Here is a 19596-nt window from a genome sequence, read left to right on the forward strand (position 1 = left end):
GAAGGAAGCGATGACATGGGCTTAACGGGGCTAACGGGAGGCTGGGGAGGCTGGGGAGGACATACGCGCCACGCACACGTGAGAGAGCATCCGGCCTTGGTCCGATCAAAATCCTCCCCGGCAAAGTGTTCAATTTATCCTCCCTATCCTCCCTTGCCTCCCATCAAGAAGGAAAAGGTAAAGAGAAACAGAAGATTAGACGGCGGTTAACGCTTCGATCCATCCTCCCGTTTCAACCCTCTATCCTCCCTATCCTCCCGCACTCTATCGAAAGGAAACAAGATGCAGCGATACAAAACAGGAGATACACAAGATATGGGATCGCGCGGCTATGCTCGTCATCCCCGGCACGAAGTACTCACACTCCTGCAATCCGAGGCGGCACGCATTGCCGCTTTGAAGGCGCGGGCTGCGCGTCCGTTCGGAGCTGGTGCCGAGATCGTCGACATGGCTCCTGCCCGCGGGCCAGTCGCGCAGTTCCAGCCGCGCGAGGCGGTGAACCGTGGCGGCAAGACCATGACGGTACGCGCAGGATGGCGTGGACAGGATGCTTTGCGGCGTGCCGATGCCTTCGACGTGATGGAAGCTCAGGCGCAGCGCCGGGCGAAGGTCGACGGGAAGCTGCCCAAGGGATATCGCCCGCTCTTCACCACAGGGCAGCTGGTCGCCGCGCGCGACTACGCGGCACTTGCTGAGCGCGTCGAGGCATCAGGCGTGAAGTGCTCGTCGATCGAGGCAATGGGTGCCGGATCGGGCGGGCAGGGGTCATGGATCGATGCGGTTCTTGCCGATGCTCAGCAGGTCGCCGTCATCCGTGCGCGCATCGGGTCAGTTAGCGTGCTCGTTCCGAAGAACGCTGGGGGCAAACGCGCCATCGTTTGGGCGCAGGATCTTGTCGACCGAGTGTGCATCGCTGAGCAGACACTCAGCGAGGTGCTGCGTGCTTACGGCTGGGGGCGCAACAAGGTTGTGGCGGCGGCGTTATCTGATGGCCTTGCCAAGGCGCTGGACCGGATGCAGGGGTTCACGCGGTCCTAGGCACAATATCCGGTTGACAGAAATGCGCACCGGACATAGCTCTGTTGACATCATCTACAGTTGCGCCCGCCGGTCACCACCGTTGCGGGCGTTTTCATTGTGGCGGTGTGATGGTTGAATCATCCACCGCCACCATGTCGCGGTGGGGAAGTGGCATCCCGGCTGGTTCATACCCAGCAGATCGTCGGTTCAAGTCCGGCCCGCGCAACCAGCTCAAAGGATCGTGCCGTGGCGAAGCTGTCCAGCCTGCCGCAACGGCTGGGCCCAGCAGTATCGAAGCTGAAGCAGGCGCCACGCGATGAGATCAGCCGCACGCGGATGCGAGATGCGACCCAACCGTGGCGCGCCTGGTACAAGACAGAGCGGTGGCGGAAGCTGCGCCTGACCATCCTCGAGCGTGACCTGTTCACCTGCCAGCAGACCGGCGTGATGCTAATTGGCAAGTACCCTGCCAACGACAGCCCGGTGGTCGACCACAAGGTGCCGCACCACGGTGACCCAGTCCTGTTCTGGGATGAGCGGAACCTGCAGGCGGTGGCCAAGGGCTGGCACGACGCGACAAAGCAGAGCCTCGAACGCCGCGGCCTGGCCTGACGGAAGGCTACAAGCAATAGGAGAAACTTCGTTATGGCTGACACCACTATCAAAGTGATGGAAAGCATGGTTCTGCGCGTCAAAATCAAATGGCCCCAGCCATGGCTCCTGCGCCGGTGGCTTGGGCTTAAGTTCCTCGCCCTCGCGGCCGCTACCCTTGGGTGCGGCCTTGCCGTCGAGATCGACGGGCCAGAGAGGCCAGCCCCCGGCGGCCTCTGAAAACCTGCACCCGCCCGGGAGGGGGGGGCAAAAGTCCGGACCGGCTTTGGCCCCAGACCCGCCATCCCACAATTCGGAGATTTTTTTCCATGGCCGATGAATTTCAGCAGGTGAGGGACCTCTTCGGCGACCTCGTCACGCTGGCATCGGGTCGCCGTGGTCGTCCCGCCCATGAGGCCACCCAGAAAAATCGCAACAAAGTCATCATGTTGCTGGCGATGGGTTGGAATAACGAGCGGATTGCGAATGCCCTGCACGTGTCACTGCCGACGCTGCGGAAGCATTATTTTTCCGAGCTGCGGGCGCGCGAGATGCAGCGCGACCGGTTCGATGCCTGGCGCTTCGAAACGCTGGCCGACAAAGCCGGGACCGGCGACGTCAGCGCGATGAAGGAACTGGGCCGGATGGTCGAGCGCAATGACCGGATGCGGGCCGCCGCCGCGTTCGATGGCGACGATCTGCCGAAGAAGCAACCCGAGGGCAAGAAGGCTCAGGCGAAGCTGGCGGCCAAGGATGCGCTCCGCGACGATGCCTGGGGCGGTGATCTGCTGCCCGGTGGGTCGGTGAACTGATGCTGGATATGCTGCCGGGCGACTGGTCGACGGCGGTGCCGGACTGGGAAGATCGGATCAAGGCCGGTCTGTCACTGATCCCCGATCTGCCGCTCTTCGACGCCATGGCGGAAAAGGCGCTGCGGATCTTCAAGCGGCTGAAGGTGCCGGACCTGGTGGGGACGCCCACCTTCGGAGAGATCTGCGAGGACTGGGTCTTCGACTTCGTCCGCGTAATCTTCGGGTCCTACGATCCGGAAACGAAACAGCGGATGCTGCGGGAATTCTTCCTGCTGGTCCCGAAGAAGAACGGCAAGTCGGCGATCGCGGCAGCAATCATCATGGTGGCGATCATCCTGAATGAACGCCCGCAGGCCGAGCTGATCCTGATCGCGCCGACGCAGAAGATCGCCGGCATCTCGTTCAAGACGGCGAAGGGGATCATCAACCTCGACCCGGCCCTGAAGGAGATCTTCCACATTCAGGACCACAAGAAGACGATCACGCACCGGGATACGGAAGCGTCGATCGCGATCCTGTCGGCTGATGGCGACATCGTCACGGGATCGAAGGCGTCGTTCATCCTGATCGACGAGCTGCACGTGCTGGGAGCCAAGGCCAAGGCCGACGAGATCATGGTCGAGCTGCGCGGCGGTTTGGCCTCGCGGCCGGAGGGGTTCCTGCTGACGATCACGACGCAATCGAAGAAGGAGCCGCAGGGCCAGTTCAAGCGGGAACTGCAGCGGGCTCGGGCGGTGCGGGACGGCACGGAGGCCCTGCCGATCCTCGCGGTGCTCTACGAGCTGCCGCAGGACATGGCGAAGTCGGAGGCCTGGCGCGACGAATCGACGTGGCACATGGTCAATCCAAACCTCGAGCGGTCGGTGTCGCTGGGCTACCTGCGCGACGAGTTCGCCAAGGCCCTGCAGGACGGCGCGGACGCGCTGGCGCTCTTTGCCTCGCAGCACTTAAATGTCGAGATCGGTATCGGCCTGCACAGCGAACGCTGGGTGGCCACCGATTACTGGGAACGGCGCAACGACACGACGCTGGAGCTCGCGACGCTGCTGGCACGCTGTGAGGTGGCGGTGGTCGGCGGCGACATGGGCGGGGCCGATGACTTGGCTTCACTGAACGTGCTGGGCCGGGAACGCGGTACCGGTAACCGCCTGACCTGGGGCCGCGCCTGGTGCAGCCCGGACGTGCTGGAGCGACGCAAGGAGATTGCGCCGAAGCTGCTGGACCTAGCCGCGACGGGCGACCTGATCATCGAGGCGGATACTACGCTGCACGTGGCGCAGATGGTCGAGCTCTGCGTCTCGATCCGCGACGCGGGGCTGATGCCAGAGGCCAACGCCATCGGCCTCGATCCCTGGGGCGTCGCGGCGCTGGTGGACGGTCTGCTGGCCGGCGGGTTCACGATCGAGCAGATCGCGGCCGTGGGGCAGGGGTTCAAGCTGAACGGCGCCATCAAGGGCATCGAGCGGCGGCTGATGGACGGCACGCTGCTGCATGGCGGTCAGTCGCTGATGACCTGGTGCCTGGGCAACGCCAAAGCCGAGGCCCGGGGCAACAACGTGATGATTACAAAGGAGCGCGCTGGCGTGGCCAAGATCGACCCCCTGATCGCGCTCTTCAACGCGACAATCCTGATGGACATGAACCCGGCCGCTGCGGTCGTGCCGGACATTGCCGCTTTCCTGTCCGATCCTGTGATGGTTGCCTGAGGTGCCAGTGCAATATCGACAGACCTCGATCCCGCGGGTAGCGCGGCGACGTCCGGCAAACGCCGTGACGGTTGCGAATCCGGACGGTCGCGTTCTGGTGGAACATGGAGCGCTCGCCAGCATGGAGAGCCATGCAGGCCGTCGTGTCGGTGTGGAAAATGCCCTGCAGCTCTCTGCCGTCTGGGCTTGCATCCGGCAGACGGCGCAGACGATCGCGACGCTGCCGCTGACGCACTACGCCCGTGCTGCAGATGGTGGGCGAGAGCCGCTCGACGAGCGCCTGTCCGAAATCCTGACGGTCTCTCCGAACAGCGAGCAGACGGCGACCGAGCACTGGGAGGGCCAGATCGCGTGGCTGCTGTCGAACGGCAACTGCTATGCAGAGCGGGTCAATACGGGACGAAGGCTGTCGGCTCTGCTGCCGCTGCCAGCATCGCGCTGCGAGCCGCGCCGATTATCCGACGGCCGCGTCGTTTATGACATCAATGATCGGGGCAAGCGCGACACCTTGCCGGCCGACAAGGTTTTCCACGTCAAAGGGTTCGGCTTCGGGGGAATAAAGGGTCTCTCGGCAATCCGCTTCGGGCTTCAAAGCATCGGCTCCGGCCTCGCGGCGGACGAGATGGCCGCAAAGATGTTCGCGAATGGAATGAACCCGTCGGGTTTTCTCAAGTTCACCGGCACCCTGACACCAGAACAGCGCGACTCGACGCGGGAGCTCCTCACGAACTTCTCCGGATCCAGCAAGGCCTGGAAGGTGCTAGTCCTGGAAAACGGGATGGATTGGCAGGCAGCGACGCTCAATCCCGAAGATGCGCAGATGCTGGAAACGCGTCAGTTTTCGGTCGAGGACATCTGCCGGTGGTTCGGCACGCCGCCGGTTGTCATCGGGCACTCGGCCAAGGGGCAGACCATGTGGGGGTCTGGGGTCGAACAGATCCTGATCTCGTGGATGACGCAGGGTCTCAACCCGCTGATGCGCCGCATCGAGAGCAGGATCGGTCGCGACCTCGTCCGGCCGGAGCGGCCCGGAACCTACGTCGAATGGAACCGTGAGGGCATCCTGCAGATGGAGAGCAAGGCGAAGGCCGAATTCCTGCAGACGCTGGTCAACGGTGGGATGATGACCCCGAACGAAGCGCGCACAAAGCTGAACCTTCCGTCCATTCCGGGCGGCAACACACTCCTCGTGCAGGGCGCAATGATCACGCTCGATCAGCTGATCGCACGAGCGAAGAATGAGGACACACCATGACGAAGCGCAACCTTCCACGGGCCGATATCGCGGCCCGTCCCGGCATGCGGACCGCAGTGACGGATAAGGCGATGCAAACGTGGATGCCCGACCTGCGCGCGGCGGCCGACGGGGCCGGCGAGGCGACGATCTCGATCCTCGACGTGATCGGGCAGGATTTCTGGGGTGAGGGGGTGACGGCCAAGCGAATCAGTGCGGCGCTGCGCCAGATCGGTGATCGGGACGTGACGGTCTACATCAACTCGCCCGGCGGGGACTTCTTCGAGGGTCTCGCGATCTACAACCAGCTGCGGGATCACCGTGGCGCCGTCACGGTCAAGATCCTCGGTCTCGCCGCGTCCGCGGCCTCGGTCATCGCCATGGCGGGTGACCGGATCGAGATCGGACGCGCCGGGTTCCTGATGATCCACAACACCTGGATCGTCACGATGGGTGACCGGCATGCGATCCGGGATGTCGCCGACTGGCTGGAGCCGTTCGATGCCGCCTCGGCTGACCTTTACGCCGCACGGACCGGGATGGCCGTTGAGGATATCGCCAAGCTGCTGGACCGCGAGACATGGATCGGCGGACGTCAAGCCGTCGATGATGGCTGGGCAGACGCTCTGCTCTCCGCAGACGAGGTGGAGACAGCGCCGGACGGGGACGCGAAGGCGCAGCTTCGGGCAGAGCGCCGGTTTGACCTAGTCGCCGCCCGCGCCGGCATGAAGAGATCGGAGGGCCGCGAACTGCTGGCCGCTCTGAAGGGGGGCATGCCAGGCGCTGCCCCGACCGGCACGCAGGATGCTGCCGTCATCGCAGGGGTCGAGCGACTTCTGCAGGACCTCAAGGCCCGCTGACGGGCAAATCCAAGGAACATGACAATGAAAAAACTTGCGATGCCCATGATTGCCATGGGCGCGATGATGGCGTGTGCCCCGAAAGGGGCGATCGGCGCTCCGCGCGCTGAGGGCAACCCGCGCAATTTCGAGGAGCTGCTGCGCGACGTTAAGTCGGAGCTGACCCGCATCGGCGATGACGTCTCCAAGACCGCCGAGACGGCGATGAACGAGGCGAAGCGTTCGGGCGAAATGAGCGCTGAGACGAAGGCTTCGGCCGACAAGCTGCTGACCCAGCAGGGCGCTCTGCAGGACAGCGTTAAAGCGCTGACCGACCGAATGAAAGCGGCCGAAGGGCAGACACTCGAGCTGGAGCAGAAGCTGGCCGGCGGCGGCGGCAGCCGCGGCGGGTCCGATCGGTTGAGTCTCGGCCAAGCTGTGGTGGCCGACGACAGCGTGCAGGCGTTCAATGGTCGCGGTACGCTGCGGGTCGAAGTGAAGAACGCGATCACCACGGGCGGCACCTCGGCCGGCGCGCTGCGCCAGCCCTACCGCGATCCCGAAGTGGTCGGCGCGCCGCGGCAGAGCGTGCACATCCGCGACCTGATCCCGTCCGTCTCCGTCGACCAGGGCTCGATTGAATACGCGCGGCAGACCACCCGGACCAATGCCGCGGCGCCCGTTTCGGAAACCGCGCTGAAGCCCGAAAGTGCACTGGCCTGGGCGCTGGAAAACACGCCGGTGCAGACGATCGCGACGTGGATCCCGGCGTCGCGTCAGGCACTGGACGATCTGCCCATGCTGGAAGGGCTGATCGACACCGAACTGCGCTACATGCTGGACATCACGGAAGACGCCCAGCTACTGGCCGGCGACGGCGTGTCCCCGAACCTCGACGGTCTGATCACGAACGCGACCGCCTACAGCGGCGCGGCCGAGGCGAAGATCTCCAACCCGACGCTGATCGACAAGCTGCGCGTCGCGATGCTCGAGGCCACACTGAACCTCTACCCCGCCGACGGCGTCGTGCTGCACCCGGAGGACTGGATGGTCATCGAGACCACCAAAGATGCCGACAACCGCTACATCTTCGCAAACCCGACCGGAATCGCCGGGCCGGTGCTGTGGGGCCGCCGCGTTGTGCCGACCCTGGCGATGACCGTCGACAAGTTCCTCGTCGGCGCCTTCACCGTGGCGGCGACGATCTACGATCGGATGGACACCGAGGTGCTGATCTCGTCGGAGGACCGCGACAACTTCGTCAAGAACATGCTGACGATCCGGGCGGAGAAGCGTCTCGCCCTGGCGGTGAAGCGTCCGCAGTCCCTGATCTACGGCGACTTTGGCCTCGTCGTCTGATCGAGGTCGACTTCCTGAAGAGCGGGCGGTGACGTCCGCTCTTTTCGCAAGCCGATCCATCCAACCAGAGGAGTCAATGACGTGAGCAAATCCGACAAGATGACGGTCACCGCCAAGGTGCAGCAGGTGGGCGAATATGGCATCGCACGCCCGGATGAACCCATCCAAGTTTCCAGCGAGCTCGGCAAGAAGCTGGTGAAGCGCGGCAACTTCGTGGAAGGATTGACGCCCCGGGCCAAAGCCCGCCTGGCGATGATCGAGGTGGGCTCTGATGCAGCCGCGAAGGCCGAGGCTGAGGAGAAGGCGAAGGCTGAAGAAGCGGCGAAGGTCGAGGCTGAGAAAAAAGCCAAGGCTGAAGCGGATGCCCAGGCGAAGGCCGAGGCCGAGGAAAAGGCGAAGGCTGAAGCGGACGCGAAGTCGAAAGCCAAGGGTTGAACATGCTCCGCCCCGTCCGCATCACGCCGCCTGATTGGGCACCGATCAAGGTCGAGGAGGCCAAGCTATTTCTGCGCGTGGACGGGGCGGAAGAAGACGCGTTGATTGAAGGCCTCATTGCGGCCGCCGTCGATCACCTGGATGGCCGCTCGGGCATTCTGGGTCGGTGCATGGTGACGCAGGTCTGGCGGTACCAGGCGCAGTGCCTTCATGCGCAGTTCGATTTCGACATGCCGGGGGCGACGGCCGCCACGGTCCGGTTCGTCGATGCTACCGGTGAGACGCAGGCGGTGACCCTGCCCAACGACAGGCTCGTGGAGACCGTGCGCGGATCCAGCCTCATTGTCAGTGACGCTGATCCTCTGGCCGCGTGGCGGGGCCCGGCGATGATCGACGCCACCTTCGGGACAGCCGTCGACGATGTGCCGCCCGCGCTGGTGCAGGCCGTCCGCATGCTGGTGGCGCATTGGTATGCCAACCGCGAGGCGGTGGTGACTCGGAGCGCCGCGCCACTGCCACTCGGGGTTCAGATGCTGATTGCGCCCTACCGCTGGATGTCGGTCTGAGATGGAAGCGGGATCATTGCGCGACAGGATCACGTTCCAGCGTCTGCTGGAAACGGATGGAACGGCGTCCGTATCCGCGGAAGTTGACGAGTTCGGAAATCCAGTACCGGGGGCCGATGAATTCGGCAACATCGCGGCATCGCATCAGGACCTGTTCACGGTCTGGGCAGATGTGCGGGAGACCACGGGAAAGGAACGCCTCGCCGCCGGGCGGATCGAGGCCTCGCGGACGGCGACCATCCGGGTACGCAGAACCGTTCAGACCCGGGCGATCAAGGAATCCGATCAGATCCGGGCCCGCGGTGAAAACTGGAACATTCGCTCAATGATAGCCGTGGGCAACTCCGGCGAGGCGATCGAATTCCTGTGCGAAGCGGGTGTCGCAGGATGAAGAGTGACGGGGTGATCGAATAAGTGTCTGCGACATCAGATAGCGCGCGCATTCGCGCCAAGCTCAGATCCCTTGCCCCGGAGACAAGACGGCGGATGATCGCGGCAAACGAGCAGAACGCCGACGACGTTGCGGCGCTGGCCCGTGTGCTGGTCCCGTCGGGTGCAACCGGACGTGCCAAGGCCGCGATCAAATCGTATTCACTGGGCGAGGAGGGGGCGGTCATCGACTTTGGCCCGCTCTCCCGTATCCTCGAAGGGGGAACGGTTCCGCGGTATACCAAGGCAGGCTATTACCGCGGCATCGGTCCCGCCTTGCCGTTCGTGAACCCGGCGCTCAACGCGACGAAAGCAAAGCGTCGCGCGCGCATTCGCAAGATCGTGCGTGAGGTTCTCAGGAATGGATAAGGGGCCTGCCCTCGCGCTTCAGGTTGCCGTCATTGCGGCCCTTCGTGCTGACTTGTCCATCTCTGAGCTCGTGGCAGATCGCATCTACGACGAGCCTCCGGAGGGAGCTAAATTTCCTTATGTCCGGCTGGGAGCGATCGAGCCTTTTCCCCAGCGGACATCCAGCACCGACGGTGTCCGCCTGATGTTCGGTATCGAAGCGCATAGCAGGCCTATCGCCGGCCGTGTGGAAGCGACCCGGATCAATGAGGCCGTCATCGCGCTTCTCGGTGGCCGGACGCAGGCTTTGAGCCTCGAGGGTCATCGCATGGTGTCGCTCGAATGGATGACACAAACGACCGGTCGCGAAACCGACGGTAAGTCGTATCTCGGAATCACCGCCTTTCAGGCCCTGATCGAACCATCGGGTTCGTAAAATCCAACCATCTTACAGGAGGCCGCAATATGCCCAAACAGAACGCCCGCGAGCTTTTGGTCAAGCTCGGCACAGAGGTCGTCGCCGGTCTGACCACCCGGACCATCAACCTGAACGGCAATCTTGTGGACATCACGTCCATCAACACCGCTGAGCCTGGCGGAACCGTCTGGCGTGAGGTCATCGCTGGCATCCAGATGCTGGATATCGACGGCAATGGCTATTTCGAGGACAAGACGCAGGCCGTCTCCTTCATCGATGCGAAGAACGACGGGACGTACCTTGCGCTCGAAATCATCGTGCCCGGTCTCGGCTCGTTTACGGGCAACTTTGCCGTCGGCAATATGGGACTGGCGGGTGAGCTCGAAGGGGCGGTCACCATGACGATCCAGCTGCAGTCCAGCGGTGCCGTCGTCTTCACGCCGGCGGTCGCGTAATGGCGGGTTCGATCATGGCCCCCGTCGGGGGGATCGTGGGTGAACTGGGCGGTGCAAGCCGCCCGATGATCCTGACGGTCGCCGAAGTTGAAAGGTTCGAGGAACAGTACGCACCGTTTGGTGTGTTCGACGTTCTGGGCCGCTTCCTCGACCGAAAGAGCGCACCGCAGTTCAGGCATTGCCGCGACATCGTGATCCTCGGACTGATCGGCGGCGGCATGGCGGAGAAGGCCGCGCACGACCTGGTGACGGGTCTGCCCCTGACGAAGAGCCTCGAAGTTCGGGCCGCGGCGCAGGGCCTGCTCCTGTCAGCGTTCATCCCGCCGGCGGAGGAAAGCGACAGCCCCCCCGTGACAGGGGACGCGGTGACGGACCGGAAGGCCGATACAACGTCCCCGAAAAAATCCGCGACCTCGTAAAGACCGGGCTGAAGCCGTGGGAGGTCAGGCAAATGACCCCCCGCGACATCGGCTACTGGATCGTCGGCTGGAACGACATGCACGCAGGCGATGGCCCACCCGCGGCAATGTCTGCGAAGCGGTTTGGAGAACTTAAGGCGCGATATTCTTAGGCTGCGCGCAAAGGCGTTTACTGATTAGCTGTGCATTCAAGAACAAGTGTCTGAATACCATCATTCACCCCGGCACCCAATTCTACGAGCTTGGTTAAGCTTTCGTCAAAACTGTCTTGCGACAGCTTCGCGGTTACCTTGAAAGGTTCTTCGGGCCGCATTCTCGCAAGCAGTTGCATGACAGTATTATGGGCCATCATGATTTTGGTAAGTTCAGCAAGGTCTATTGCTAATTCGTCCGCTATTTGGCCGTAGACATCGCATCGTTCGATGCGAGATTGTGCGCCGGATGCGCTCGCCAAGATACTGAATGTCGCGACGAATTTCCACATATAATCTCTCCTTATGCCGATGCTGGACGCTATGGCCGGTTTGTAAATTCTGCAAGGAAACCTCTCATGAGTGACGAATTCGAAAGCATCCGCATCCGTCTCCAATTCGAGGCAGACCAGGCGGAGAAGGCCGCAAATCGCATGGAGCGTCAGCTGCTCTCGCTGGAGGGCCGTTACGACCCCCTGGCGCGTGCGACAAAATATCTGGAGCGCGATCAAAAGCTTCTGAATGCCGCCTTGGAGGCGGGTAAGATCGATGCGGCCCGTCACGCCGCCATGATGGACAACGTGCAGCGCGAGTACGCTGCCACCGAAGTGCAGGCGCAGCGGCTTGCCGGGGCGCTGAATGCGGACACAGTGGCGGTATCCCGTCTCAACGCCGTGCTCGGTTCGAACCAGACGCGCATGTTCGGCATGCAGATGTCTCAGATGGTCCAGCAGACGATGGCCGGTGGCGATGCCCTGCGGTCCATTGCCATCCAGTTGCCGGATATCGGCCTTGCCTTTGGCACCGCCGGCATTGCGGTGGGCGCCGTTGCTGGTCTGCTGCTGCCCGTCGCTGCAAATCTGTTCGGGGCTGGCGATGCGGCCGAAGACGCCGGCAAGGGCGTGGAGCTCTTCACCGACGCGCTTTCCAATTACGAGCACTACGCCAGCGTGGCCGGCTCGACCACGCAAGAGCTGCAGACCCGTTTTGGCAAGTTTGCCGATGACGTGCGAGCGCAGGCCGAAGGTATGGCGAAGGTCACGGCGTCTGCGGCCGTCAGTCAGCTGACCGCATCGGACTTCATGGGTGGGCTCGAGGGGATCAGCGCCACTATTGCAGAGCTCGACCGCCTGCAGGAGGTCTACGTTCGCAACCAGCAGCTGCTCGACCAGGGGCTTGGCGATCCTGCGCAGATCTCCGCATCTGCAGATGCCGTCGAGGTCTTCCGCATCGAAGCGGAGGAGGCAGCGAAGGCGCTTGGGCTGAATCTCGAGCAGGCACGGCAGCTGGTCCCCATGCTGGACGCTATCGGAACGGGGGGAATGGCGGACATCGCAACTGCCGCCGCACGCGCCTCTGACCAGATCATGAAAATGTATGACGGGGCGGCAGTTATCCCTGCGCCGATTCAGAAGCTGCTCGAACTGCTGGCCGCCGTTGCGCCTGCCGCGGCGGCCGCCGCTTCGTCGGCCGAAGAGATTGCAAACGGTTTCACCAAGGCCACCAAATCAGCCAACGAGATGCTGGCCGCGCTCAACGATGAGATGCGCCTCCAGATTGCCATTCGCGATCATGGTGCTGACAGCGCGGTTGTGGCGCAGATGCGCGCTGATGCGGAGCGAGACGCCTACTTCGCGGCGGTTGACGCTCTGGGCGTCTCGCAGGAGCAGTCGGACACGATCAAGGGCGCATACCTAGTAACGACCGATCTTGTCAGTGCGAATGAAGCGGTCGCAGATCGGGCGGCGCGCGCAGCTCAAGCGACGAGCGGCCTGTCGGGCAATATCGCCCAGGCCAGTGTCTTCGCTGCGCAGCTTGTGTCCGTGCTCGGGCAGGTGCCTTCCGCGGTGGCCGCTATCGGCTCCCAGGTGGACAGCGCGATTTCGACGCTTCAGAACCAAAATACCAGCCTCACCCGCCAATTGGAGCGCGGCATTACGGCATCGGCGGCAGGCGTCCTTCAGCTGCGAGACGATGCGATCAAAGCAGCCGCGGCAACTGGGGCCACAGCTGACCAACTTGCGGCACTGGGGCAGGAGTTCGATGCCCAAGCCGCCAAGGCTGATGGATTGGCACGGGAAAATACGGGTCTTTCAAAAACGCTGTCCGATCAGGCAGCAGCCGCAGCGAAAGCCGCGAAAGCGATCGGGGGCGGTGGCAGCAAGAAGGGCCTTTCGGATGCGTCGAAGGCGGCGTCTGCCGCGATGAAGGCGGCCGAGCGCGATGCCGAAGCCCTGCGAAAGGAAATCGAGCGCCTCGAATTCGACGCCGACCCGGTCAAGAAATACAACGCCGAGCTCGAGCACTTGGGCGACCTGTCGAAGGAGGGCCTATCGGGCGGGGCATACGCCGAGGCCGTTGAACAGCTTAACGACGAACTGGCACGATCCTATCCTTTGATTGGCGACGTCTCGGATGCATTCGGGGATTTCGTGGCCGGCGGCCTGCAGGATTTCAAGGGCTTCGTAAAGTCGATCCTCGGCAGCTTTACCGGCATGATCTCGAAGATGATCGCCACGGCCGCCCGCAACCGGATCATGCTGTCGATGGGCATCGGTGGGGGCGGTCTCGCCGGAACGGCCGCGTCCGCAGCTTCTGGCGGTCTGGGTGGCCTGGGCGGGATGGGTGGGATGCTGGGCGGCATCGGATCTCGCATCGGTGCAATGGGGTCTGTCTTCGCGTCGAATGCTATGGCCTCGCTGAGCACATTCGCCACCGGGGGGATCGGAGCCGGTCTGAGCGGTATCGGTGCCTCTCTCGGGGCTGCAACGACCGGCATGGCCGGCATGGCTGCGGCTGCCGGATCGCTTGTCCCGGTGATCGGCGCCGTCGCACTCGGCATCAGCTTTTTCAAATCGAAAACCAAGGAGCTGGACAACGGGATCCGCCTGACGATCGAAGGCAATGACCTGTTGGCCGAGTCCTACAGGAAGGTCCAGAAGTCGCGCTTCTGGGGCCTTACGAAGTCCACCAGCACCGGTATGACTGCGATCGAGGACAGCCCCATGACGGCGGCCTATGCCGCGATCTACGCTGGCGCTGCCGATGCCGCGAAGTCACTTGATGTCTCGACCCGGTCGCTGCGCAACTATACCGCCCAGATCGACATCAGCACGAAGGACATGGACGAGGCGCAGGCGCAGCAGGCGGCGCTGGACGCACTTAAGCAGGCGCAGAATGATCTCGCTCGGCGCTTCCTGAAATCCCTCGGCAAGGGCGCTTGGCAGCTGGTCAATTCCGGCGAGGAACTGGGCGACGTCATGGCCCGGGTCTCGGCCTCGGTGGATTTCACCAAAGACGCTTTCCACGGACTGCGTGCGTCGATTGATCTTGTCGGCCTCCAAGGCGCAAAGACCGCGACGAAATTCGTGGAGGCACTGGGCGGTCTGCAGAACGCGTCCACTTCGATGTCGAGCTATGTCGATGCGATCTACAGCGATGCCGACAAGATGAAGCTTGCGCGACGCAGCCTGATGCAGTCGGCCGGCGCCGCGGGGATCGACAACATTCCCAAATCGATCGAGGACTTCAAGCGCCGCGTGGACAAGGCGCTTGCCAATGGCAACACGACCAGAGCGGCCAAGCTGATAAGCCTCGCGCCTCAATTCGCTCAGTGGAAAGACCTGCAGGAGGCCGTAAGGGGCGTGTCGAAAGACGCCGGAGAGGCAGCGGTCGACCTGACTGCGTTCCGCAACGAACGGATGAGTCTTTATCAGCAGATCTGGACACTGACCGGGAACACCGCAGCACTTCGGAAACAGGAGCTTGCCGCGCTGGACCCCGCCAACCGGGCCCTCCAATTGCGGATCTATGCCTTACAGGATTCGGCGGTAGCGGAACAAAAGGCTGCGGCCATTCTCAGCGAGCGGTCCAATCTCGAGGGCACCCTGCTCGGCCTCCAGGGGAGGACGGCCGAGATCCGTCGTCGCGAGCTCGCGGCGCTCGATCCATCGAACCGTGCTATTCAGCTGCGGATTTATGCCCTGAACGACGCCGCTGCGGCGGAACAAAAAGCGGCATCCATCCTGTCCGAGCGCATGGGAATTCAGCGCCAGATCTGGGAGCTGACCGGCAACGAAGAAGCTCTGCGGGCCGATACGCTCAAGGGGCTCGATGCGAGCAACCAAGCCCTGCAGAAGCAGTTCTGGGCTTTGTCCGATCGGAAGAAGGTGGAAGAGGAATTGGCGGCGGCGGCCGAGGAAGCGACCCGCAGGTTGCAGGAGATGATGGACGCGATCGATCCTGCAAACTTCGGAAGCCGCTTTGATTACCAGAACGCCGTCGGCATGGCATCTCGCGGTCTGACGGCATCGCGCACAACGCCAACTGGGGTGTCCTTGGTGCCTGTTCCAGCCGTTGCTGCACCGGCTCAGATCAATACGGATCTCGCAGCGGAGATCCGCGGCCTGCGCGCTGAAATCAAGGCCATGAAGGATGCAACCGTGAACTTGGGCGTCAACACCTATAATGAGATGCGGGCAACGCGTCTGAACTCCGACTTCGCCAAGGTTGAAGGCGTCAAGATCAGGGGCGTCGTCAAGACGAGTGCCGCATGAGGGTGATCCCGCTGGTTGCCGTAACGGACGCCACCCTTGTCAGTACGAATGTGCCCGAGGACGATTACCCGGTCTGGGTAGCGGGCACGACCTATGCGGTGGATGCGCGCGTGATCTCCCTGTTCACGCATGGGATCTATCAGAACCGGGTAGCCGGCAATGTCGGCAAGGATCCCGTCAATCCGGCAAATATCTTCGATCCCGAGAAGAACCCGACCGGGCAATGGATCTATGTTAGCAAGACGAACCGTTGGCGGGCATTCGATGGGCTGAATAGCGCAAAGGTGCGTCGGGCGAACGCGATCGAATATGTGCTGCAGGTGACGGCCACGATGAACATCGTTGCCTTGACCGGCCTCGAAGCGCGATCCGTCAGGGTGGAGGTGTTGAACGGCGATGGTGTCGGCGTCTTCGACGAAACCCGGCAGCTACTCGACACGTCGTCGGTCAGGACATGGTTCGACTACTTCACATTCGAGCCGGATCAGTTCGTCGAGAATCAGGTGTTCTACGGGCTGAATGCCTTCGCCGGGTATCAACTGCGGGTCACGATCGAGAACGACGGTGGCATCGCCGCTGCCAGCATCATCGGGTTCGGGCGGCGGCGCGTGCTCGGCAGACTGCTTTTCAGCACCTCCCCGTCGAATATTGATTATTCCACGAACGAGGTCGATGCCTTCGGAGAGCAGATGCTGGTGCAGCGCGGCTATGCCCGCAAGATTCAGTTTCAGCTCGCCTTTCCGAAAGAAGATTACGCCCGCATTGAGCGCATCCTACTACCCCTTCGGGCCGTTCCCGCGATCTATTACGAGAACGAAGAACTCTATCACAACCTGATCGTGCTGGGTACTTACGCCGATTTCTCGCCGTCGCTCGAGATTGGGATCAGCACTGCAGCACTCACAGTCACAGGAAACATCTGATGGCCCTCAATATCGAACCAGCTCCCAATTACCCGGTTCTCGGAAGCGCCAGCTTCGACACCGACGCCGGCGCTTTCCTGTCGTGGATGCAGACCGTCTCTGCTCAAATGTCCAACCAGAACGTTATGACCCCCGGCGACTTCGGCCTTGGGGCAACGGGGTTTCCGACCGTAATAACGAACCTGAACTTAACGACGACTCCGTCGGGTTTTTATTGCGTAACTGACGCCACCACTGGAACGGTGCCTTTCGGGGTTTCACCGTATGGCTACGTTTTGGTCGAGCGATACAACGGCGCTCAAATCAAGCAAACTTATACGCCCGTTGGTGGTGCGGCCAGTGGTGGGCAAAATTTCGTCCGTGTTTACAACGCGACCAGCGGTTCATGGGAGTCATGGCAGCGCCAATACGCTGCGGACAACATTCTCGGAGCCGTAAGCCAATCAGGCGGAATTCCGACGGGAGCCGTCATCCAGCACGGCAGCAACCCCAACGGCGAATTTACCAGATTTGCTGACGGGACACAGATATGCACTGCCACGGGAATTCTCCCAGATGCTCCGGTCACTTTTGCTGCTGGTAATATATTTACATCTTCGGAAGTTACGTGGACTTTCCCTGCGGCGTTTTCGATTACGAACGACCTATATACAGCAGCCAACCCACGAATAGGCACGACTCTCTGGTCGAGGTCCCGCACCGCATCGGCCACTTCTGCTTTGGTGAAGCACTTTTCAGCGCAAAGCAGCGGCTCGCCCGTCGACATCGAGTTGTTTGCCGTTGGGCGCTGGTTCTAAAGGATAAGCACATGAAACTGACATTATCGCCCATCCTTGGACTTCCCGGCATGCCGGAAACAATCGCATCCATCGACGGTGACGTTCTGACCATTGATGGCACAGCCTACGACCTGTCTGCCGTGCCGGAGGGGGGCGAGGCAACGCCAACAGGCGAGCACCCGTTTGTCGGCTCGATCATCCGAACCGACGGTGAGATCATCGCAACGATCATGTGGACGTATGGGGCTGGTGCAGCAGATGCGCAGCCAGCAGATCCAACGCATTGGACCGTGACCGTGACCGACGGTCCAGTGCCCACTCCCATCGTCAAGGAGCAAGCCGAATGACCTTTGATCTGAATATCAAGACAGCTGAACAGCTATCGGCAGAAACGCTCGAGGCAAAACGCAACGGCATGCGGGCTTTCAAGCGCGCTATGCGCCAGTCGCTCAAACTGTTCCCCAGCACGACACATGACCACCTCTTGGCTCAACTCGACGACGCGGTTGCCGCACTTTCTGATTATCACCCAGCGAAGGACGCATGGGCCGATGTCGTGGAGTTCGTGCGTATGAACGAAGACGTTTTGGCCTTTGGGCCACTGTTCGGGCTGGACGATCAGATGATGGACACAGCTTTCACCGTTGCAATGGCGCTTCAAGGAGGGGCTTCTGAAGCCGACGCTCTGTCCCTTGCCGGTCTATAACGGCGTCGGCGCCTACTGGATGCCGCGCTGGCTGAGATCGATCTTAACGGCGTGGTTCCTATGGGACTTTACCGAAGCAGCGGCTGAGGCGCACGACCTCGCATACTACCTGCGTGATCAGCCGCGCGCTGTAATTGACCGGATCTTTCTTGACCGGATGCTGCTACAGGCGACGACAGCACGGACACGTGCGAAAGCATGCCTGATCTACATCATGGTCAGGGCCTTCGGTGGCCAGAGCTATGATGGCAAACGGAACAAGAAAGGCGATCTGGACGCGCTGTTCGGGCTCTAGGCCGCCATCATCTGATAGCTCAAATCGGGCCCTGCTGATTCCCCATACTCTTCTGACGCCTCCGGGCGACCCACTGCGCACGGAGGCGCTTTATGACGACCGACACGACGCGGGCTGTCCGCACATTCCTATGGCAACGGCTGGGTATCTGGGCCGTGGGTGGCGCGCTCTGGGGCATGAGTCTGATCTTGGCGGCGATCTTCACGCCACTGGGCGATCGGGTCCGCGACATCTGGACCAGCCCGGAGCGGCTTGAACGGATCGAAGAGAAACTCGATCTGATGATCACCGACGTCCGCCGCGCGACGGGTGAGGACCGGGTGATCCGGCAGACCCCCGGTCTGTCTTATGTGACCGAGCCGGTGCGGGTCGGCGACCTGATCGTAATGAACATCGTGGCGGAGCGCACCGCTCTGGGCCGCGACTGCCAGCTGGTCGACAGCCAGTCGCTGTTCACAGACGGTACCAACGTCACCACCCCCGGACGGCGGGCGGCGGAAGGCGCGCCGCGGCGGCAGATCGATGACGTGCCGACCCGGATCCGCGTCGAGCTGATCCCCCCGCCCAACCTGCAGCCCGGCCGGGTCGAGCTCTATCTCGCCCTCGAATACCGCTGCGGAGAACGCACGGTCTTCGATCGCACCGATTCCGTCACCTACCAGCTGCTGCCGCGCGCCGCCGGCGACTGACGGCCGCCACTTCACCCGAAATCGCAAGTCGACCCCGACCCGCCCTGGCGGGCCCATCGCATTGGAGAGACTCTTATGAAGCGCATCCATTGGCACTGGACGGCCGGCGCCGTCGGCATGATCGGCATGGAGGCCGACAGCTACCACGAGATCGTTCAACCCAACGGCACCGTGCAGCCTGGCACCTGGCCCATCGAGGCGAACCGCGCGCCGATTACGCCCGGCCGCTACGCAGCCCACACGCTGAACGCCAACTCCGATGCGATCGGCATTTCCTGCGATGCCATGGCCGGCGCCCAGGAGCGCCCCTTCGTCTGGGGCAGCAATCCGCTGACCGAGGTGCAGATCGATGCGATGCTGCAGCGCACGGCGCACTGGTGCCGCGTCTATGGCATCCCCGTCAGCCGCACGACGACGCTCAGTCATGCAGAGGTGCAGCGCAATCTGGGCGTCCGGCAGCGCAACAAGTGGGACTTCACCGTGCTGCCCGGCATGACAGCCGTGGCGGATCCCGTGGCCATCGGCGACCAGCTGCGTGCGCGCCTGGCAGCGATGCTGGGGGGGCAGGGGGCGCCGGCCGGGACCTGCGAGATCGAGCCGGCCGTGCCGGCGTCTGAACGCGTCCGGATCACCACCTTCGGCAGCCATCTGAACCTGCGCCGCTGGCCCAGCTTTGCCGACAACGTCATCGCCACGATTCCGGGCGGCGCCGTCGTGCCGGTCCAGCGCCGCGGCAGTTTCGCTGGCACCGCCTGGACCTGCGTCAAACACGCCGGCCGCGAAGGCTGGGTCGTGTCATCCTTCACCACACCGGCCTGAGGAGGGC

The 19596-nt window shown here is 62.7% G+C and carries 24 protein-coding genes and 1 tRNA gene; 24 read left to right on the forward strand and 1 reads right to left on the reverse strand.

Annotated features, from left to right (window positions below; genetic code table 11):
- Positions 1 to 282 precede the first annotated feature (282 nt).
- The 16 genes from BUA54_RS16385 (at position 283) to BUA54_RS16460 (ending at position 10631) form a co-directional block, all read left to right on the forward strand.
- Positions 283 to 1038, forward strand: a complete 756-nt coding sequence (locus tag BUA54_RS16385; RefSeq protein WP_143155471.1) for a hypothetical protein — start codon at positions 283 to 285, stop codon at positions 1036 to 1038.
- A 135-nt stretch (positions 1039 to 1173) separates the two neighbouring features.
- Positions 1174 to 1249 (forward strand) — tRNA-Met (locus BUA54_RS16390).
- Between the two features lie 17 nt (positions 1250 to 1266).
- A complete protein-coding gene (locus BUA54_RS16395; RefSeq protein WP_072858348.1) occupies positions 1267 to 1632 on the forward strand; it encodes an HNH endonuclease in 366 nt (121 codons plus the stop codon).
- Positions 1633 to 1665: 33 nt separating this feature from the next.
- Positions 1666 to 1851, forward strand: coding sequence for a hypothetical protein (locus BUA54_RS16400; protein ID WP_072858349.1), 186 nt, complete (start codon positions 1666 to 1668; stop codon positions 1849 to 1851).
- Positions 1852 to 1940: 89 nt separating this feature from the next.
- Positions 1941 to 2423 (forward strand): hypothetical protein, encoded by a 483-nt coding sequence (locus BUA54_RS16405; RefSeq protein ID WP_143155472.1) that lies wholly within the window; start codon positions 1941 to 1943, stop codon positions 2421 to 2423.
- Positions 2423 to 4129, forward strand: a complete 1707-nt coding sequence (locus BUA54_RS16410) for a terminase large subunit (RefSeq protein WP_245810737.1) — start codon at positions 2423 to 2425, stop codon at positions 4127 to 4129. The genes BUA54_RS16405 and BUA54_RS16410 overlap by 1 nt, the downstream gene beginning before the upstream one ends.
- Positions 4130 to 4193: 64 nt before the next feature.
- Positions 4194 to 5384, forward strand: coding sequence for a phage portal protein (locus BUA54_RS16415; RefSeq protein ID WP_072858351.1), 1191 nt, complete (start codon positions 4194 to 4196; stop codon positions 5382 to 5384).
- Positions 5381 to 6223 carry a head maturation protease, ClpP-related gene (locus BUA54_RS16420; RefSeq protein WP_072858352.1) on the forward strand — a complete coding sequence of 281 codons (843 nt, stop codon included), beginning with the start codon at positions 5381 to 5383 and terminating at the stop codon, positions 6221 to 6223. The genes BUA54_RS16415 and BUA54_RS16420 overlap by 4 nt, the downstream gene beginning before the upstream one ends.
- Positions 6224 to 6247: 24 nt before the next feature.
- Positions 6248 to 7561: a phage major capsid protein gene (locus BUA54_RS16425; protein ID WP_072858353.1), complete on the forward strand. Its 1314-nt coding sequence runs from the start codon at positions 6248 to 6250 to the stop codon at positions 7559 to 7561.
- Positions 7562 to 7642: 81 nt separating this feature from the next.
- On the forward strand, positions 7643 to 7996 hold the full coding sequence (locus BUA54_RS16430) for a hypothetical protein (protein WP_245810739.1): 354 nt from the start codon (positions 7643 to 7645) through the stop codon (positions 7994 to 7996).
- Positions 7997 to 7998: 2 nt separating this feature from the next.
- The gene (locus BUA54_RS16435) at positions 7999 to 8562 is read left to right on the forward strand and encodes a head-tail connector protein (protein WP_072858354.1); all 564 of its coding nucleotides are present in this window, start codon (positions 7999 to 8001) and stop codon (positions 8560 to 8562) included.
- A 1-nt stretch (position 8563) separates the two neighbouring features.
- Positions 8564 to 8953 carry a phage head closure protein gene (locus tag BUA54_RS16440; RefSeq protein ID WP_072858355.1) on the forward strand — a complete coding sequence of 130 codons (390 nt, stop codon included), beginning with the start codon at positions 8564 to 8566 and terminating at the stop codon, positions 8951 to 8953.
- 95 nt (positions 8954 to 9048) lie between these two features.
- Positions 9049 to 9360, forward strand: a complete 312-nt coding sequence (locus tag BUA54_RS16445; protein ID WP_072858356.1) for a hypothetical protein — start codon at positions 9049 to 9051, stop codon at positions 9358 to 9360.
- Entirely contained in the window at positions 9353 to 9775 is a 423-nt protein-coding gene (locus BUA54_RS16450; protein ID WP_072858357.1) for a DUF3168 domain-containing protein, read from the forward strand. The genes BUA54_RS16445 and BUA54_RS16450 overlap by 8 nt, the downstream gene beginning before the upstream one ends.
- A 29-nt stretch (positions 9776 to 9804) precedes the next feature.
- On the forward strand, positions 9805 to 10212 hold the full coding sequence (locus BUA54_RS16455) for a phage tail tube protein (protein WP_072858358.1): 408 nt from the start codon (positions 9805 to 9807) through the stop codon (positions 10210 to 10212).
- A 14-nt stretch (positions 10213 to 10226) separates the two neighbouring features.
- Complete coding sequence (locus BUA54_RS16460; protein WP_281250656.1) at positions 10227 to 10631, forward strand: GTA-gp10 family protein; 405 nt, start codon at positions 10227 to 10229, stop codon at positions 10629 to 10631.
- A 169-nt stretch (positions 10632 to 10800) separates the two neighbouring features.
- Here the strand turns inward: BUA54_RS16460 and BUA54_RS16465 are convergent, their stop codons facing one another.
- A complete protein-coding gene (locus tag BUA54_RS16465; RefSeq protein ID WP_072858360.1) occupies positions 10801 to 11115 on the reverse strand; it encodes a hypothetical protein in 315 nt (104 codons plus the stop codon).
- Between the two features lie 66 nt (positions 11116 to 11181).
- Here BUA54_RS16465 and BUA54_RS16470 point away from each other — a divergent pair, with 66 nt between their 5' ends.
- From BUA54_RS16470 to BUA54_RS16505, 8 genes are all read left to right on the forward strand, one after another.
- Positions 11182 to 15378 (forward strand): hypothetical protein, encoded by a 4197-nt coding sequence (locus tag BUA54_RS16470; protein ID WP_072858361.1) that lies wholly within the window; start codon positions 11182 to 11184, stop codon positions 15376 to 15378.
- Entirely contained in the window at positions 15375 to 16301 is a 927-nt protein-coding gene (locus BUA54_RS16475; protein WP_072858362.1) for a hypothetical protein, read from the forward strand. Before BUA54_RS16470 ends, BUA54_RS16475 begins: the two co-directional genes overlap by 4 nt.
- On the forward strand, positions 16301 to 17098 hold the full coding sequence (locus tag BUA54_RS16480) for a pyocin knob domain-containing protein (RefSeq protein ID WP_072858363.1): 798 nt from the start codon (positions 16301 to 16303) through the stop codon (positions 17096 to 17098). The genes BUA54_RS16475 and BUA54_RS16480 overlap by 1 nt, the downstream gene beginning before the upstream one ends.
- A gap of 11 nt (positions 17099 to 17109) precedes the next feature.
- A complete protein-coding gene (locus BUA54_RS16485; RefSeq protein ID WP_072858364.1) occupies positions 17110 to 17427 on the forward strand; it encodes a hypothetical protein in 318 nt (105 codons plus the stop codon).
- Positions 17424 to 17786: a hypothetical protein gene (locus BUA54_RS16490; RefSeq protein ID WP_072858365.1), complete on the forward strand. Its 363-nt coding sequence runs from the start codon at positions 17424 to 17426 to the stop codon at positions 17784 to 17786. The genes BUA54_RS16485 and BUA54_RS16490 overlap by 4 nt, the downstream gene beginning before the upstream one ends.
- The gene (locus BUA54_RS16495) at positions 17773 to 18081 is read left to right on the forward strand and encodes a hypothetical protein (RefSeq protein ID WP_072858366.1); all 309 of its coding nucleotides are present in this window, start codon (positions 17773 to 17775) and stop codon (positions 18079 to 18081) included. The genes BUA54_RS16490 and BUA54_RS16495 overlap by 14 nt, the downstream gene beginning before the upstream one ends.
- A gap of 92 nt (positions 18082 to 18173) precedes the next feature.
- Positions 18174 to 18770, forward strand: a complete 597-nt coding sequence (locus BUA54_RS16500; protein WP_072858367.1) for a hypothetical protein — start codon at positions 18174 to 18176, stop codon at positions 18768 to 18770.
- 75 nt (positions 18771 to 18845) lie between these two features.
- Entirely contained in the window at positions 18846 to 19589 is a 744-nt protein-coding gene (locus tag BUA54_RS16505; protein ID WP_072858368.1) for an N-acetylmuramoyl-L-alanine amidase, read from the forward strand.
- Positions 19590 to 19596 lie beyond the last annotated feature (7 nt).

The organism is Loktanella atrilutea (assembly GCF_900128995.1).
Classification (GTDB): domain Bacteria; phylum Pseudomonadota; class Alphaproteobacteria; order Rhodobacterales; family Rhodobacteraceae; genus Loktanella; species Loktanella atrilutea.